This is a genomic window from Wohlfahrtiimonas populi, assembly GCF_002006795.1.
GTDB lineage: Bacteria > Pseudomonadota > Gammaproteobacteria > Cardiobacteriales > Wohlfahrtiimonadaceae > Wohlfahrtiimonas > Wohlfahrtiimonas populi.
In genome coordinates, this window is sequence record NZ_MVDN01000006.1 from 1 (window position 1) to 17,552 (window position 17,552).

Genomic DNA, 17,552 nt, shown 5'->3' on the forward strand with positions numbered 1-17,552 from the left:
TCATCAAAAATATTATGGTGGCAAAGACTTTCCTTATTATGAAACTTCCTATATAAACCCCAAGCCAAACAATGAAGTTGACTATCTCATGATAGGCGACAGCTATTCAAGACAATACTCTCAATATATGATTCATAACAATATCAGTGCACAAACATTGTTTGCGGATGCCTGTTTATTCACTAACAACGATTATGTCTATGATAATAAAAAAGAAAAAAAAGAATGCACTGAATTTGTTCATAACTTTTATAAAAGTCTAGCAAATCAAAATATCAGCAATACGCTCCCATTGATATGGGCACAAAGCTGGGATTACTATACGCTCAAATCTCGCCATGGCGATAATACATTGGTTGATAATTACCATCATACAGATCAATTCAACACAAAAATTGTTGATAGCATTAATGATATGATTCAAAAAAACCCTAATCGAAATATATACTTAATTGGTTCTTACACTCGACCCAATTATGACATTTATGAATGTTTATCCACCCAAAACTTATCTAGATTCATCACCGAATCATGCGCAGAGTTCATCCCTGAAAACCCTACACCTATCAACGTACATATCAAGAAAATAGCTGATCAATATCCTCATGTCTATTTTATTAACCCTGACGATGGGCTGTGTGATACCAGAGGATGTCGAATGCTAATTGATAATGAACCTATGTTCAGCGATGTGAGTCACTTATCGATATATGGTGCAGATATTGTTGGCAAATATATCTTTGATGAAATTCAAAGAATTGAGAATAGTCAGCAGTCTCTACAGAAACAGGATTAAATTTTATGCAATTTCGTACAGATATTAATGGGCTCCGTGCTTATGCAGTTCTGGCAGTCATCATTTTTCACTTTAATCAACAATGGTTACCCGGTGGATTCGTTGGTGTCGATATATTCTTTGTCATTTCTGGCTACTTAATGACAAGCATTATTTTTCGTGGATTGGATAACAAAACTTTATCTTTACTTAAGTTTTATGCTTCAAGAATTAAACGGATCATTCCTGCACTATTAGTACTAACGCTTATACTTATTGTTCTTGGCTATTTCTTTTTAGGCCCTATTTCTTACAGAAATTTGTCTAAGGAATCTATACGAAGCTTACTATTTATTTCCAACTTTTTATTTTGGCGTGAGTCCGGATATTTTGATACTAGTGCAATCAGTAAACCATTGCTGCATACATGGTCTCTTTCTGTAGAATGGCAATTTTATATCATCTACCCCTTTGTTCTTGCCATCCTTGCTAAAATTTGTTCGATAAGCACTCTAAAAAAAATTGTAGTGGCTATTGCTGCAATATCACTCATATTCACAATATATTTTAGCTATCAAGCACCCATTGCTGCTTATTTTCTATTACCCACAAGAATTTGGGAAATGTTGTTAGGTGGTATCATATTTATATACCCTTGGAATATTACAAAAAACTGGCAAAAATATTCTTTAGAAATTGGTGGCATCTTACTTATCATATTGTCATTTTTCATCATTAATGCAAACATTCCTTGGCCTGGATACATGGCATTAATGCCAACAATCGGTGCATTTTTCCTAATTCAAGCAAACAGCAATTCAATTATCACCAATAATATTGCTTTTCAAAAAATTGGACTATGGTCTTACTCACTGTATCTGTATCACTGGCCTTTAGTCTATATTAATCATCGCTATAACTTGCAGATGCATGTTGTAACATTTTTGGTTCTGACTTTTACCCTATCATTGCTATCTTATTACGCCATTGAGATTAGAAAATGGAAAGTTAAATATATTCTGATCGCCATTTTCGTTGTTTTAATCCCTACTTATGGTGTATACAAAACTAAAGGTGCTTCTTTTAGAGTGGCAGATCGATATAACATTACAGCAGAAGAGTTTGCTAATAATTATGCAGGTGGCGGTACTTTCCCTTCATATCAAGAAGAATACATCAACCCAAAAAGCACACATGATTATGATTACACCATCATTGGTGATAGCTATTCTAGACAATATGCCAAATTTTTAATCGATAGCAATAAAAGTATGCGTGCTTGGTTTGCAGATGCTTGCTTATTCACCATTGATTACACAGTCATTTTTCAAAATACAGAATTCTCTAAATGTACTAATTTTGTTGATCATTTCTTTAAAATAACCACAAAAGAAACTCAAACAAAACCCATTATCTGGATTCAAAGTTGGGATGGATACACACTCATGCCAAAAGGCTCCACTAATTTCACATCTCAAGTAACCCTAAAAAACCCAAAAGATCATCAATCTTATTTTGAGTTTATTACAAAAACAGTACAAACTTTAACCCAACATAATACCCAAAGAAATATCTATTTAGTTGGTGTATACACTCGACCCAATTATAATATTTATGAATGTTTGTCGGAAAAAGGACTGTCTAAGTTTTCTGAAATATGTGATGAATTCATACCTAAAGAACAACATGAGATTAATCAATATCTGAAAGAAATTGCCGATCAAACACCTAATATCTATTATATAGACCCTGATGGCGGTTTATGTGATGACCGCGGTTGTCGCATGCTAATCAACAATGAGCCTATATTCAGTGATGATGGGCATTTATCTACATATGGTGCAAATATTATTGGCCCATATATTTTCCAAGAAATTCAAAAAATAGAGCTTGAAGATAAAAAACTTTGAGTCCCAGCTATATACCCAAGGATTAAAAAAGATTTAATATAAGGATAATTTTCATGCAGTTTCGTACAGACATTAATGGACTCCGTGCTTATGCAGTTCTGGCAGTTATCATTTTTCACTTTAATAAACAATGGCTTCCTGGTGGGTTTGTTGGTGTAGATATTTTCTTTGTTATTTCTGGCTACCTCATGACTTCGATTATATTTAGAGGTTTAACTAACCAGTCTTTCTCATTACGTAAATTCTACAGTGCCCGTATTCGCAGAATCATACCTGCTTTGCTGATTCTCATCATATTACTGGTCACTATCGGATATCTAACTTTTGGTCCCATTTCATATAGAAACTTAACTAAAGAATCGATTCGCAGTTTATTGTTTATTTCAAATTTTCTTTATGCTCGAGATACTGGGTATTTTGATGCTGGCGCATTAAGTAAGCCGTTATTACACACGTGGTCACTTTCTGTTGAATGGCAATTTTATATTNTTTCCAAGAAATTCAAAAAATAGAGCTTGAAGATAAAAAACTTTGAGTCCCAGCTATATACCCAAGGATTAAAAAAGATTTAATATAAGGATAATTTTCATGCAGTTTCGTACAGACATTAATGGACTCCGTGCTTATGCAGTTCTGGCAGTTATCATTTTTCACTTTAATAAACAATGGCTTCCTGGTGGGTTTGTTGGTGTAGATATTTTCTTTGTTATTTCTGGCTACCTCATGACTTCGATTATATTTAGAGGTTTAACTAACCAGTCTTTCTCATTACGTAAATTCTACAGTGCCCGTATTCGCAGAATCATACCTGCTTTGCTGATTCTCATCATATTACTGGTCACTATCGGATATCTAACTTTTGGTCCCATTTCATATAGAAACTTAACTAAAGAATCGATTCGCAGTTTATTGTTTATTTCAAATTTTCTTTATGCTCGAGATACTGGGTATTTTGATGCTGGCGCATTAAGTAAGCCGTTATTACACACGTGGTCACTTTCTGTTGAATGGCAATTTTATATTATTTACCCAATTATTCTTGCTGTATGCGCTAAATTTCTATCAATGGCTGCCCTCAAAAAACTAGTGTTAACGATAGGTATATTGTCTTTAGCTTTTACATTATATTTCAGTAAGCAATCACCAATGGATGCCTATTTTTTATTACCAACTAGAATTTGGGAAATGATTCTAGGCGGTATAGTGTTTTTATACCCATTAAAAACAACACATAATTGGCAAATTAAAGCGTTTGAAATCACTGGCTTATTAATCATTATTGCATCGTTCTTCATCATCAATGAAGCCATGTTATGGCCTGGATATATGGCCATTATTCCTACACTAGGTGCATTTCTCTTAATTCAAGCCAATGGCCAATCAATCTTAACTAAAAATATTGTCTTCCAAAAAGTAGGTTTATGGTCTTATTCTCTCTACTTATACCACTGGCCTCTTCTATATATCAATCATCGCTATAACTTAGACATGAGCATAGGAGTGTTCCTACTCATCACATTCATTTTTTCTACTCTATCTTATTATTTGATTGAAACCCGTAAATGGAACACCAAATATATTATTATAATTGTCCTCATAGCTTTGATTCCCATCTATGGCATATATAAAACAAAAGGTGCTGCATTCCGAGTTGTTGATAAATATAACCTCACGGCTGAAGAATTCAATGAGCAATACTATGGTGGTGGATCGTTCCCTGGTTATGCCCCCTCTTATACACATCCTAAAGAAAATAATGACATAGATTACGTCATCGTTGGTGATAGCTACTCAAGACAATATGTCAAATACATTCTAGAGAATAAGATCAGCACTCGCACATGGTTTGCGGATGCTTGCCTATTCATGCCTGAGTATAAAATATCGCTACAAAACCAAGAGTTGACAAAATGTACTGAATTTGTTGACCAATTTGATCAAACTATTTCTACAGAATATAGTGATAAACCTATCATTTGGGCTCAAAGTTGGGACTATAACTCTTTAGTTGCAAGAGATGGCAGCTTTAAGCTATTAACAGTCAAAGATGCAAAAAAATATTATGAAGCCATTACCCTTGGCATTAAAAATATGATTGAAAAAAATAAATCTAGAAACATCTACTTAATTGGTGTCTATACCAGACCTAATTACAATATCTATGAATGCTTATCATCTAATCGTTTATCTAGATTCACAGAAACATGTAATGAATTTGCACCTCGCGAAGAGAATCCTATCAATGCAGAACTAGAAAAATTAGCCAAGCAATATCCTAATGTATATTTTATTAATCCCAATGATGGATTATGCAATGAACAAGGCTGTCGAATGTTAATCAACAATGAACCTATATTCAGTGATATGGGGCATTTATCCATATATGGCGCCGATATTGTTGGTAAATACATATTTGATAAAATCCATGATTATGAAACAATTCATCCATAAAATGACGTAGGGTAACTTCAATGCAGTTTCGTACAGATATTAATGGGCTCCGCGCTTACGCTGTCTTAGCCGTTATTATTTTTCACTTTAACAAACAATGGCTACCAGGTGGATTTGTTGGTGTTGACGTGTTTTTTGTCATCTCAGGCTATTTGATGACAAGTATTATCTTTCGAGGTTTAGATACCCAAACTTTATCTTTATTAAAGTTCTACACCTCAAGGATTAAACGCATCATCCCCGCATTATTAGCCTTAGTAATCATCTTGATGGTTTTAGGGTATTTCTTCTTGGGCCCTATTTCCTATCGGAGCCTTTCTAAAGAATCCATACGTAGCTTGCTCTTTATCTCTAACTTTTTATTCTGGCGGGAATCAGGATATTTTGATACTAGTGCAATCAGCAAACCATTACTGCATACTTGGTCTTTATCTGTTGAGTGGCAGTTTTACATCATCTACCCTGCCATTTTAATGCTATGTGCCAAAATCTTCTCTCAATCGATACTCAAGAAATTAGTGCTAGTCATTGCCACCATATCTTTAGCATTCACTATTTATTTTAGCTATCAATCCCCTATTGCTGCTTATTTTCTATTACCCACAAGAATTTGGGAAATGCTGTTAGGTGGCATTATATTTCTATACCCACTCAAATTAACAAAATCATGGCACCAATACTCATTAGAAATTATTGGTATTGCATTAATCATTTTCTCTTTCTTTATTATTAACGAAAATATTCCATGGCCAGGCTACATGGCATTAATTCCAACAATTGGTGCGTTTTTATTGATCCAAGCCAATGGTCAATCCTTCCTAACCAACAATGTCATTTTTCAAAAAATTGGCTTATGGTCATATTCTCTTTATCTATATCATTGGCCTTTAATTTATATTAATCATCGTTACAATTTACAGATGCATTTTGTAACATTTTTAGCCCTGACTTTTACATTATCCTTGCTATCTTATTACGCCATTGAGATTAGAAAATGGAAAGTTAAATATATTTTAATCACCATTTTTGTTGCTTTAATCCCTATTTATGGCGTGTACAAAACTAAAGGTGCTTCTTTTAGAGTGCTCGGCCAATATGCACTGACTTCTGAAGAATTCCAGAAGTTATACTACGGTGGTGGGTATTTTCCCGCCTATCAAGTTGCATATACTCATCCGCAACCTAATAATGATTTTGACTATATTACAATTGGAGATAGTTATTCGAGACAGTATGTGCAATTCCTTATAAAGAATCATGTTAGCACTCAAACATGGTACGCTGATGCATGCCTCTTCACAACTAATTACACGGTCTTTGTGAATAAGAAAGAGCTCAGCCAATGCACTAGTTTCGTTGAAAATTTCCATCAAGAAATGCTCGTGAACAAGCATACAAAACCCATTATTTGGATACAAAGTTGGGACTTTTATACATTAGTATCTGAAGATAATGAAGAAGAACTTCTATCACAAGAGATCCAAGATACAAAATACTATGCTGCTATCGTTGCGAGTATAGAAAATACGATTGCTTATAATAAAAATAGAACCATTTATTTAATTGGCGTTTATACTCGTCCAACCTATGATATATACGAATGTCTATCCACAAGCCAACTATCCAATTTTATTACGGAATCTTGTGATGAATTCATTCCTCGCCAACATAATCCCATCAATGACTATTTACTAAATGTTGCTAATACTCATAAAAATGTTATTTTTATCGACCCCAATGAAGGTCTCTGCGATGATCGTGGGTGTCGTATGCTAATCAACAATGAGCCTATATTCAGTGATATGGGGCATTTATCTACCTATGGTGCTGATATCATTGGAACATATATTTTTGATGAAATTAACAAATACGAAGCACAACAAAAAATACTTAAGATGCAAAAGCATCTCGAGGACCAAACCTAATGAATTTTCGTAAAGATATTAATGGACTTCGTGCCTATGCCGTTCTTGCTGTTATGCTCTTTCATTTTAACAAAGAGTGGTTACCAGGTGGCTTTATTGGCGTAGATGTTTTCTTTGTTATTTCTGGCTATTTAATGACGGGGGTTATTTTCCGAGGATTAACCAGTCAATCATTCTCTTTGCTTAAATTTTATGCCGCAAGAATCCGCAGAATCATCCCTGCGCTATTAGTTTTAGTCATCATTCTAATAATATTGGGCTATCTCTTTTTAGGCCCCGCTTCTTATCGTAATTTATCTAAAGAGTCCATTAGAAGCCTGCTTTTTATTTCAAATTTTTTATATTGGCGGGATACTGGATACTTTGATCTTGGTGCAATGAGTAAACCACTCTTACACACATGGTCTCTATCCGTTGAATGGCAATTTTATATCATCTACCCAATTATATTGGCTATATTAGCTAAATTTCTTTCCATTATGACACTGAAAAGAATACTCATTGTCATCACTTTGATATCTCTTGGATTGACAATATATTTTAGCTACCAATCTCCCACTGCTGCATATTTTCTATTACCAACTCGAATTTGGGAAATGTTGTTAGGTGGATTAGCATTCTTATACCCCTTCAATCTGTCAAAAAATAAACCAAGATATATATTAGAAATACTTGGTATTGCGCTCATCGTTTTATCCGCTTTCATTATTTCCGAACGCATGCCATGGCCTGGTTATATGGCACTTTTACCAACAATCGGTGCTTTCATTATCATTCAAGCCAATGGTCAATCTCTTTTAACCACCAATATTGCTTTCCAAAAAATTGGCTTATGGTCCTACTCACTATATTTGTATCACTGGCCACTGATTTTCATCAACCATCGTTACAATTTACATATGAATGTTTGGACATTTTTAACCCTCTCATTTTTGCTGGCCACCGCATCTTATTACTTAATTGAACTTCGTAAATGGCAAGCTAAATTTATTTTAATTGCCGTTATCATTACATTAATACCTATTTATGGTATTTATAAAACGAAAGGCGCAGAATTTAGAGTATCAGGAAAACATGGATTAACCGCTGCACAAATGTATGGTGGAGGACTCTTCCCACAATATCAAGAAGCTTATACTCTAATAAACTCTGAGTACCCAGCAAAATATCTAATGATTGGTGATAGTGTCTCACGTCAATATGCCAGCTTTTTAATGAATCAACCATATAATATCCGGACATTATATGCTGATGCTTGTATGTTCACACCCAACTATTCAGTTTATATTAAGACGCAAATATCGGAGACATGCAGTAATTTCGTCGATGAATTTTACGATAGATTTATCAAAGAAAACCCCAAAATGCCAATTATTTGGGCTCAAAATTGGAATGGTTATACATTATCCCCGAAAGAGGCAAAATATAAACCTTATAGCACTAGTATTGATCCAAGAGAATACTCTCAAGTTATTTATAATGAAATTAAAAATATGATAACCCAATCAAGTGATAGGAATATTTACTTAATCGGTGCTTATGTTGTACCTACTTATAACATCTATGAGTGCTTATCAGCACAAGAGCTATCGAAATTTGCTGAAGTGTGCCCAGAGTTTATCCCTAGAACAAACATAGAAATCAATGAAATACTAAAAACAATTTCTAACCAATACCCAAATGTCTATTTTATAGACCCAAGTAATGGCTATTGTAACGAAAAACAATGTCGAATGATCACTAACAATGAACCCATGTTTACAGATCTTATCCATTTAACAACTTATGGTGCAGATATCATTGGCTCATATATTTTTAATGAAATTAAAAAAATTGAATCAAAGGAACAATAATGATTGTTAATATTCAAGTACTTCGCGCCTTTGCTGCTATTATTGTTGTACTAGTACATGCGCAAGATTGGGTAGTAAAAAATAACTTCTCTTATGGAGCTTATGAATATTTGACATTCAATGTCCGCTATTGGGGAAATTTTGGTGTTGATCTATTCTTTGTTATCTCTGGCTATATCATGTTTATGATTAATAGCAAAAAACATCGATCCCCAGTAGAATTTTTAATCAATAGAATACAACGCATAGTTCCTATATATTGGTTGCTTACATTCGTGCTGTTTGTACTCTATCTAGCACTGCCATCTCTCTTTAGGGTCAGTGGTTATAACCTAGAACATGTTGTGACCTCTTTATTTTTTGTTAGTCACTTTTTTGGGTATGAAGTGCCCGCTGTATATGTGGGCTGGACATTAGAATATGAATTATTCTTTTACCTTATTTTTGCACTCACGCTATTCATCAAAACAAAAGATATTTATCGACTCTCATTGCTTACAATTGTGTTCATTAGTGCTATCTATGCGAATTGGTACAGCCCTATAGCTATAGAGTTTCTATATGGCGGGGCTATTTTTATATTTTTTAATCACTTTCAAGACTTAAAAAATTATAAAAGTAATTTATTCTGGCTTCCTCTTATCCTTGCTATTGGTTTTGTAATATACCATGCCAATATCAACCAATCAGAACGCTATATTTATTGGGGCATTCCCTCCGCAATTATTGTTTGTTCTGCAATGCTAGTTCATAGTATTAACAATAAACTATTAATAGAATTAGGTAATGCCTCTTATTCAATTTATCTTATACAAGTGTTTGGATTGCCAATGATGACAAAAATACTAATAAAGCTAACACCGAATATGTCAGGCATATATGTATTTGCAATCATTTCTATCTTTTCAATTATCGTTGGCTACATTTTTTATCGATTAATCGAAACAAATATCAACCATTTATTCAGAAAAAAACTATTGTAAAAGAAAGCCACATCATAGATGTGGCTTTCTTTATTAAAACTAATTTCTATATCCCTTAGGGTTCTTTTTTTGCCAATTCCAGCTATCAGCCAACATGTCATTTAGATCATATTTCCTGAGAAGCTTGGCTTGCTTCAATTTTGTAATCTTCTACAACACCAATATTAATATCTCAGATTACTATAGTGATAAGAATTATTTTTGAGAGATTTTCAAATCATTCCACTTCATATTTTTGTTTTAATTGTTTACATAAAGTAGGAATTTCAGGATTCGTTGTATTTTTAGCACACCAATCTGTGATTATCTTCACACCCAGTTTTTCAGGAATTACGACATAGCTGTCAGCATAATAGAAAATAATAATTTCATTTGTGTTCATTTTTCTTATGTAGTTTTTTTCAAAAAATTCATCATAGTCACTTTCATTTTCTCTACCCAACAATATGCCAAACATTTCATAACTAGACCCTTCATATACAATCAAGTATTTTATTGTATCAAGCAAACTATGTTCATCATTATGATAGTCTCTTAAAACTTCCAAACAAACATGTATAGTCAACATGGCATTCTTTGATAATGAGTCAAAATCATCCGCATATGTTATTTTTTTATTCATATCTATTTTCCTTTTAAAGAAGGGTGGAAATTTATAATTTGTTTGGCTTCTTGATCCATATAAATTGTAAAGTTAACCCCGTCTACTTCTTGTTTAAACATTCTTTTCCCATTTTTAATGGCATCATCATACCCCATCACAACAGCTTTCTTACCCATTTGTAATATCTGTTCATCTGAGTAAATTTTAGGATCATAAATTGTTTTTGGCTCTCTAAAATTTTTTAAACCATCGGGTTCGCCACGGCCGTTTACTTTTTCTCTGCCATAATAAACTTCAGAGATTCCTTTTGAACCTTGAACTTCTTTTGTGATTTGCAAATTATTATCGTTCAGTGCTTGGGTAAAATTCTCTCTATTATGGGCGCCTTTCATCCCATTTTTAGGGTCATAACCATCGAAATTTCTTATATGATGAGCAATATTAGGGCTCGTTTCTAGTTGTGCATATTTAAAATTAACAACCGTATAATCAAGATTTTTAGCTATAGATCTTGCACCTAATCCTGCACCTGTTACAGCCGCCAGAGTATCTCCTACTGCTTCCATGGCACCACGAGCAATAAATTGGGCTTCATCACCTAAATGTTCTCCAACTTTGCTATAACCCCATTCCATACCTTCATTAATAGTTCTGCCAACTGCTTGTAAGTTTTCACTGTTAGATAATATTTCCTGAGAAGATTGGCTTGCTTCAATTTTATAATCATCTACAGAACCATCACGAATTTCTCGCATCGCAGTGATACCTTCATCAAGGCTTCCTTCTTTAATGCCATGATAAGCACCTAAAGTAGCTGCGCCAATATTCATTCCAATTTTTGTACCCGTATTTAAACCATCAGCTACAGCAACTTCTACAAAAGCATCAACGGTTCTAGCTGTATCACTAACAGATTCCGTCACACTATCCCAAACGCCAACCTTATAATCATCTGGATTATCTTCAAGCTTAATTGCCTTTGGCATCGTTTCAGACAGATCATCCAATGTAGTTTGAACCTTATCGTAATCTCTTTCGTTCAACACTAAATCAAATTCAGGATGATTATCTAAATAGGCTTGTTGTTCATCAGGTGTGCGATCTAATATTTCATAAAGGTTTTGTCTTTGTGAAAGCAATTGTTCAGCTCGCTCCATATCAATATTAATGATCTCTTGAGATTGTTCCCAATAACCTTCCACTTGTCGTGCTGCATTAATATCAGATAATTCTTGATTAACTTCATGGATACGATTGACATAAATCTCTCTGATATCATCAATCTTCTCTTGGCTGAGTTCTAATTTTTCTTGGCGAGTTAATTCACGACCATCGTGATTAAGCGTTGGATTTAAATCTTCTTGTCTAGCATCCTGCTGCCTTTCATCAACGATTGGACGTTCTTCTATCGGTCTTTCGAGTTGAGGCTCAATCTCAGGCTGTTTTGTGTTGCGTTCTAATTCATGTCCCGCAATCATTGCTACAGTTTCAAGTTTTACTGATTCTAGATGATCTCTACTTTGTTCAACCACTCTGTCCAACTGCTCATTAATTTGCTGAGGATAACGTTGCATTTCAGGTAACTGATNTCTCAGGCTGTTTTGTGTTGCGTTCTAATTCATGTCCCGCAATCATTGCTACAGTTTCAAGTTTTACTGATTCTAGATGATCTCTACTTTGTTCAACCACTCTGTCCAACTGCTCATTAATTTGCTGAGGATAACGTTGCATTTCAGGTAACTGATCATGTAATAATTCCTGAAAATGATCTGTCCTCACATCAGCAATTAATAAACTACGTGTTAAGTTATCATGAGTTAAAGGCTTTTCATACAAAGATGGATACGGCTCAGGAATTTGCCCTGTCAATTTATTCCATACACCCATTAATCCTTGACTTGCTTGTTCTATTTTGATCTCTTGCATTAAGGCATCTTTATTGTGCTGGTCAATGGCAATGCGAACCATATCCTCTAAATGGCCAACATTCTTTTCCAGTTGTTGATGCGCTTGTTCTAAAGTTTGCAATTCGCTTAATTTTTCACGAACTTCTATAGGTTTTTCAAAACCTTCTTTGTCCAGCTCTATCTGCAAAGAACGTCCATTGCAGCGAGCCATCACTAAATTGCGATCAGGGTCATACTCCAATTCTTGAATATTGGCAGGGTTACCTGTTTTGATAAAGGCAAATTCACTGATTTCACGTTTAATAAAATCTAGTTCTGTTTCAGATAAATACTGTAGTGATNNTATTTATCAGATAATTATAGGAAAAGAATTTTATCATAATTTAAAACTAATCTCTGTATCCTTTCGGATTCTTCTTCTGCCAATTCCAGCTATCAGCCAACATGTCATTTAGACCATATTTGGCCTCCCAACCTAGCTCTTCTCTAGCTCGAGAATTATCCGAGTAAGAAATTGCAACATCACCAGACCTTCTAGGCGCAAATTCAAACGGTACAGGAATACCATTAACTTCTTCAAAAGTATTTTTTACCTGCAAGACAGAGTGACCATTTCCTGTGCCGACGTTCCAAGCTCTACAACCTTTATAAGTTAAACGATTATTTAATGCACATAAATGCGCTGATGCTAAGTCCACTACATGAATATAGTCACGAACGCCCGTACCATCAACAGTTTCATAATCATTACCAAAAATAGATAATTTTTCTCGCATTCCCACAGCAACTTGCGTTATGTATGGCATTAAATTATTTGGAATGCCTTGTGGGTCTTCACCGATTAAACCACTTTTATGTGCACCTACAGGATTAAAATAACGCAATAAAGCTATTGACCAACGATCGTCCGCCAGCGCTACTTTCTCTAGCATTTGTTCTACAATAAGCTTTGTATAACCATAATTATTGCTTGGTATGCCTATTGGCATATCCTCATTAAGTGGAGAAATATTCGCTTCATCATAAACTGTAGCTGATGAACTGAAAACCAAAGTGAATACTTCAGCCTTTTCCATCGCTTTCACTAAAGTAATAGAGCCTGAAATATTATTATCAAAATATGCCAATGGAATTTTTTGGCTTTCACCCACAGCTTTTAAACCTGCAAAATGAATCACAGCATCAATGGCATGATTGGTAAAGATTGCATTTAAATCATCAGAATTACGAATATCACCTTCAATAAAAGTTAATGTCTTCCTTGTTAATTGCTGCACACGACGTAATGATTCTTCGGAACTATTAGATAAATTATCCAGCACTATAACTTTATGATTTGCTTCCAATAATTCAATGCATGTGTGCGAACCAATATAGCCTGCACCACCTGTTATTAAAATATTAGCCATGTGATTTCCCCACTAATAATCGTATTAAGCCTTGTGTTGATCCATCCAACTCATCTATTTGAGATGATTCACCATTTAAAATCGGTAATATTTGATTGGCAATGGCTTTACCTTTTTCCACACCCCATTGATCAAATGGATTAATATTCCAAATAACAGATTGCACGAATACTTTATGTTCATATAAAGCAATTAACATACCCAAAGTATGAGGATTCAACTCATCCATCAACAATGTTGAGCTTGGTTGATTACCTGTATATAGCTGATATTTAGGTAAATTATCCAATTCTTCTTGAGATAAAGATTGGCTGCCAAATGCCAATAGACGCGATTGTGCCAAGCAATTTGCTAAGGCCAAATGATGTTGTTCGATTAATTCATCTTCATTATCCGCATAAGTAAATTGCTTTGCAGTATAACGCTGAATAGGAGCAATAAAATCAGAACTCACTGCTTGTGTACCTTGATGCAATAACTGATAAAATGCATGCTGAGCATTCGGGCCAACTTCACCCCAAACAATCGGGCATGTTGTCCATTCTACATTTTCGTGATTACGTTGAATGGATTTACCGTTAGATTCCATTTCTAATTGCTGTAAATAAGCTGCAAAATATTTCATTCTGCCATCATATGGTAATACAGCATGAGTTTGTATATGCAAATAATTGGTATTCCAAACGCCAATCATCCCCAATAATACAGGGAAGTTATCTTGAAAAGGTGCTGTTTGAAAATGCAGGTCCATTTTATGTGCACCTGCCAAAAATTCTTTAAAGCCTTCCACACCAATTGTTAAAGCTATAGGCAAACCAATACATGACCATAATGAGTAACGACCACCAACCCAATCCCACATTAAAAATTGTCGATCAGGATGAATACCCCAAGCTGACATTTTTTCAACATTGGTAGAAACTGCCACAAAATGATTTTTTAAAACGATCTCATTTTTACCTAATGCTTTCACTAACCATGATCGTACTGTTTCTGCATTGGACAATGTATCAATCGTACCAAAAGATTTGGATGAAATGATGAACAGTGTAGTTTCTGGACGCAATTGATGCAATAAATCTGATAATTGGCTACCATCCATTGTGGAAACAAAATGCATTGCCAAGGGTTTAGCTGTTTGCACTTTAAAATCAGACAAAGCGTGCGTTACCATCAATGGCCCTAAATCCGAGCCACCAACACCGATATTTACTACGTCCGTGACAACTTCACCTGTTGCACCGCGATATTGCCCTGAGTGAATTTGTTCCACTAAACGATACATTCGTTGTAATTGACAGTGAACCTCATGTGATAAGTCTGTATGTTTTTCGCTGTTTTCAGGCAAACGAAGTGCCCAATGCATTGCTGCACGATTTTCTGTATCATTGATACATTCTTGAGAAAACAAACGCTGAATCCAAGATTGAAGTTGCTTTTCATCGGCCAATGTTATCAATGAATCAAAAGCAGCTTGATCCAATCGTTGCTTACTGAAATCGAATGTTAATCCATTAAAATTTCTTGAAAATCGTTCAAATCGACTCGTATCAGAAAATAGTTCAGTTAAGTCTGTTTTTTTTAATTGATCAGCTAATTGTTGTAATTTCATAGGCGACCAATTCCCTCATAGATGAATCCTTGAAGGCGCATAAAATTAGGATCATAAATATTGCGACCATCCAAAATCAATGGATGATTCATCAATGACAACATTAATGCATAATCAGGATTATAAAACTGCTGCCATGCTGTTAAAACACACAATGCATTGGCATCTTTTAATGCTTGATATTCATCTTGGCAAATTTCAACTCTATCACTATAAATTTCAGCAATTTCATCATTGGCTTGCGGATCATATAGCTGAATATGAACATTTTGTGCCAAAAGTGCTTCAATCATTTTATGAACAGGAGAATTATGAACACTTGTCGTATTTTCTTTAAAGGAAGCGCCCCAAATGGCAATAATTTTACCTCTCAAATTTGATTGATAGTAATCCCATAGCTTTCTAAATAGAACTTCTTTTTGGTCATCATTAATTTCCCAAACTTGCTCTAACAAACGGCTTTTACCTACTTTAGAAACTTCGTTGGAAAGCATTAAAATATCTTGCGAAAAATTTTCACCACCAAAGCCAACGCCAGGTGATAAATATGTTGAGCCAATCCGAGAATCTGCTGCCATTCCCTGCTTAACATTCAAAATATCCACACCCAATTTCTCAGCAACATTTGCCAAATCATTCATATAACTAATACGCGTTGCGAGCATGCCAGAAATACTGAGTTTAGCAAATTCTGCATCCAAAATTGGCATGAATAGAATTTGATGATCCAATGGAAACATTGGTCTAAGGAGCTCTTTCATTAATCTTTTGGCTTGTTCAGATTCACAGCCAACAATGGCTTGCTTCACGCTCACAAAACTACCGATTGCATTACCTTCTTGAATCGTATCTGGTAAATAAGCCCAATGATCATGAGGTAAAATTGCTTTCAATTTCTCTGTACCGTGCAATCCAAATGTAGACCCATTAAGCATTAATCGATCTTTTGAGGAAAACTTTGCAGCCTGTTCCGCGCATAGCATAGCTTGTTCAATTGCTATTGGGCCATAGCAAAATATATAACATTCTATGCTTTCAGATAAATCATGCAAACTGTCAGATAACCGAATAACACCTTTATCATTTAGGTCAGATAAATGTGCTTGTAAAGTCGAATCGGTAATTTCGAGTAAAGGATTGGCTACCTTACTATCATGATGCCAAACAATTTTGTGACCATATCTTGCAAATATAGCAACCATCGTCACAGCTTGCAGAGTTGCACCACAAATCGTTATTCTCATGACAAATCTAGATCCTTAATCATTGATTTAAAATCATCTCCCAAAGTGGGATGTTCAATACCATAATGTAATACGGCCTTGAGATAACCTAATTTGCTTCCGCAATCAAAAGTTTGTCCTTGCATACGATAGGCTTCAATAGCATCTGTTTCTTGCAACATTGCAATCGCATCCGTCAGTTGAATCTCACTACCGGCACCTTTTGGTGTTTTTTCTAATAATTTCATAATCTTTGCAGGTAGGACATAACGCCCAACCACAGATAAATTAGACGGTGCATCATGCACTGCAGGTTTTTCCACAATACCTTGCATCATGATGCTTTGACCTTCTTCAGGTACTAATTCTACATCTACAATTCCGTATTGATCTACCAAATGATCAGGCACAGCCTCAACCATAATTTGTGCAGTTTCTGATTCATTAAAACGTTCGATCATCCTTGTTAGATCATGATCAACATCGTTATTTTTAATGAGCACATCTGGTAGTAACACGACAAAGTCATCATCACCTACAACGCTTTTTGCACACAACACAGCATGCCCAAGCCCTAAAGGTGCTGGTTGACGTACCGCGATAATACTCACATTATCTGGCAGAATATTGGTAATTTCTGCCAATAGATCGTATTTTTTCTTATTTTCTAAAGTTGTTTCTAACTCAAAATTACGATCAAAATGATTTTCAACAGCACCTTTTGAAGAGTGAGTCACTAAAATGATTTCAGTAATACCGGCCTGAACAGCTTCTTTTACCACATATTCAATCGCAGGACGATCTACGACTGTAACCATTTCTTTAGGAATAGCCTTACTTGCAGGTAAAAAACGAGTACCTAATCCGGCAACAGGGAGGACGGCTTTTTTAATCATGATA

At 34.8% G+C, this 17,552-nt stretch carries 12 protein-coding genes and 1 pseudogene; 7 read left to right on the forward strand and 6 right to left on the reverse strand.

Going from position 1 to position 17,552, the window contains the following annotated elements; translation table 11 throughout:
- The 7 genes and pseudogenes from BZK16_RS14275 to BZK16_RS07925 form a co-directional block, all read left to right on the forward strand.
- Nucleotides 1-796: SGNH hydrolase domain-containing protein (locus BZK16_RS14275; RefSeq protein ID WP_158076832.1), on the forward strand; the 796-nt coding region annotated here is incomplete at its 5' end.
- 5 nt (nucleotides 797-801) lie between these two features.
- Nucleotides 802-2,685 carry an acyltransferase family protein gene (locus BZK16_RS07900; RefSeq protein ID WP_077928356.1) on the forward strand — a complete coding sequence of 628 codons (1,884 nt, stop codon included), beginning with the start codon at nucleotides 802-804 and terminating at the stop codon, nucleotides 2,683-2,685.
- Between the two features lie 53 nt (nucleotides 2,686-2,738).
- Nucleotides 2,739-3,173 (forward strand): annotated as a pseudogene (locus tag BZK16_RS07905) (acyltransferase family protein); the annotation flags it as partial.
- A 100-nt stretch (nucleotides 3,174-3,273) separates the two neighbouring features.
- Nucleotides 3,274-5,136, forward strand: coding sequence for an acyltransferase family protein (locus BZK16_RS07910; RefSeq protein WP_077928358.1), 1,863 nt, complete (start codon nucleotides 3,274-3,276; stop codon nucleotides 5,134-5,136).
- Nucleotides 5,137-5,156: 20 nt separating this feature from the next.
- A complete protein-coding gene (locus tag BZK16_RS07915; protein WP_077928359.1) occupies nucleotides 5,157-7,061 on the forward strand; it encodes an acyltransferase family protein in 1,905 nt (634 codons plus the stop codon).
- Nucleotides 7,061-8,914, forward strand: a complete 1,854-nt coding sequence (locus BZK16_RS07920) for an acyltransferase family protein (protein WP_077928360.1) — start codon at nucleotides 7,061-7,063, stop codon at nucleotides 8,912-8,914. Before BZK16_RS07915 ends, BZK16_RS07920 begins: the two co-directional genes overlap by 1 nt.
- Entirely contained in the window at nucleotides 8,914-9,897 is a 984-nt protein-coding gene (locus BZK16_RS07925; protein ID WP_077928361.1) for an acyltransferase family protein, read from the forward strand. The genes BZK16_RS07920 and BZK16_RS07925 overlap by 1 nt, the downstream gene beginning before the upstream one ends.
- A gap of 217 nt (nucleotides 9,898-10,114) precedes the next feature.
- Here BZK16_RS07925 and BZK16_RS07930 read toward each other — a convergent pair whose 3' ends face one another.
- The 6 genes from BZK16_RS07930 to galU all read right to left on the reverse strand — a co-directional run bounded on the left by BZK16_RS07930 (nucleotide 10,115) and on the right by galU (nucleotide 17,548).
- Complete coding sequence (locus tag BZK16_RS07930) at nucleotides 10,115-10,519, reverse strand: hypothetical protein (protein ID WP_077928362.1); 405 nt, start codon at nucleotides 10,517-10,519, stop codon at nucleotides 10,115-10,117.
- 2 nt (nucleotides 10,520-10,521) lie between these two features.
- Nucleotides 10,522-12,075, reverse strand: a complete 1,554-nt coding sequence (locus BZK16_RS07935) for a CdiA family toxin C-terminal domain-containing protein (RefSeq protein WP_077928363.1) — start codon at nucleotides 12,073-12,075, stop codon at nucleotides 10,522-10,524.
- 722 nt (nucleotides 12,076-12,797) lie between these two features.
- A complete protein-coding gene (gene galE, locus BZK16_RS07945; protein WP_077928365.1) occupies nucleotides 12,798-13,817 on the reverse strand; it encodes a UDP-glucose 4-epimerase GalE in 1,020 nt (339 codons plus the stop codon).
- Nucleotides 13,810-15,429: a glucose-6-phosphate isomerase gene (gene pgi, locus BZK16_RS07950; RefSeq protein ID WP_077928366.1), complete on the reverse strand. Its 1,620-nt coding sequence runs from the start codon at nucleotides 15,427-15,429 to the stop codon at nucleotides 13,810-13,812. The genes galE and pgi overlap by 8 nt, the downstream gene beginning before the upstream one ends.
- Nucleotides 15,426-16,673: a nucleotide sugar dehydrogenase gene (locus BZK16_RS07955; protein ID WP_077928367.1), complete on the reverse strand. Its 1,248-nt coding sequence runs from the start codon at nucleotides 16,671-16,673 to the stop codon at nucleotides 15,426-15,428. The genes pgi and BZK16_RS07955 overlap by 4 nt, the downstream gene beginning before the upstream one ends.
- Nucleotides 16,670-17,548 carry a UTP--glucose-1-phosphate uridylyltransferase GalU gene (gene galU, locus BZK16_RS07960; protein ID WP_077928368.1) on the reverse strand — a complete coding sequence of 293 codons (879 nt, stop codon included), beginning with the start codon at nucleotides 17,546-17,548 and terminating at the stop codon, nucleotides 16,670-16,672. The genes BZK16_RS07955 and galU overlap by 4 nt, the downstream gene beginning before the upstream one ends.
- Nucleotides 17,549-17,552 lie beyond the last annotated feature (4 nt).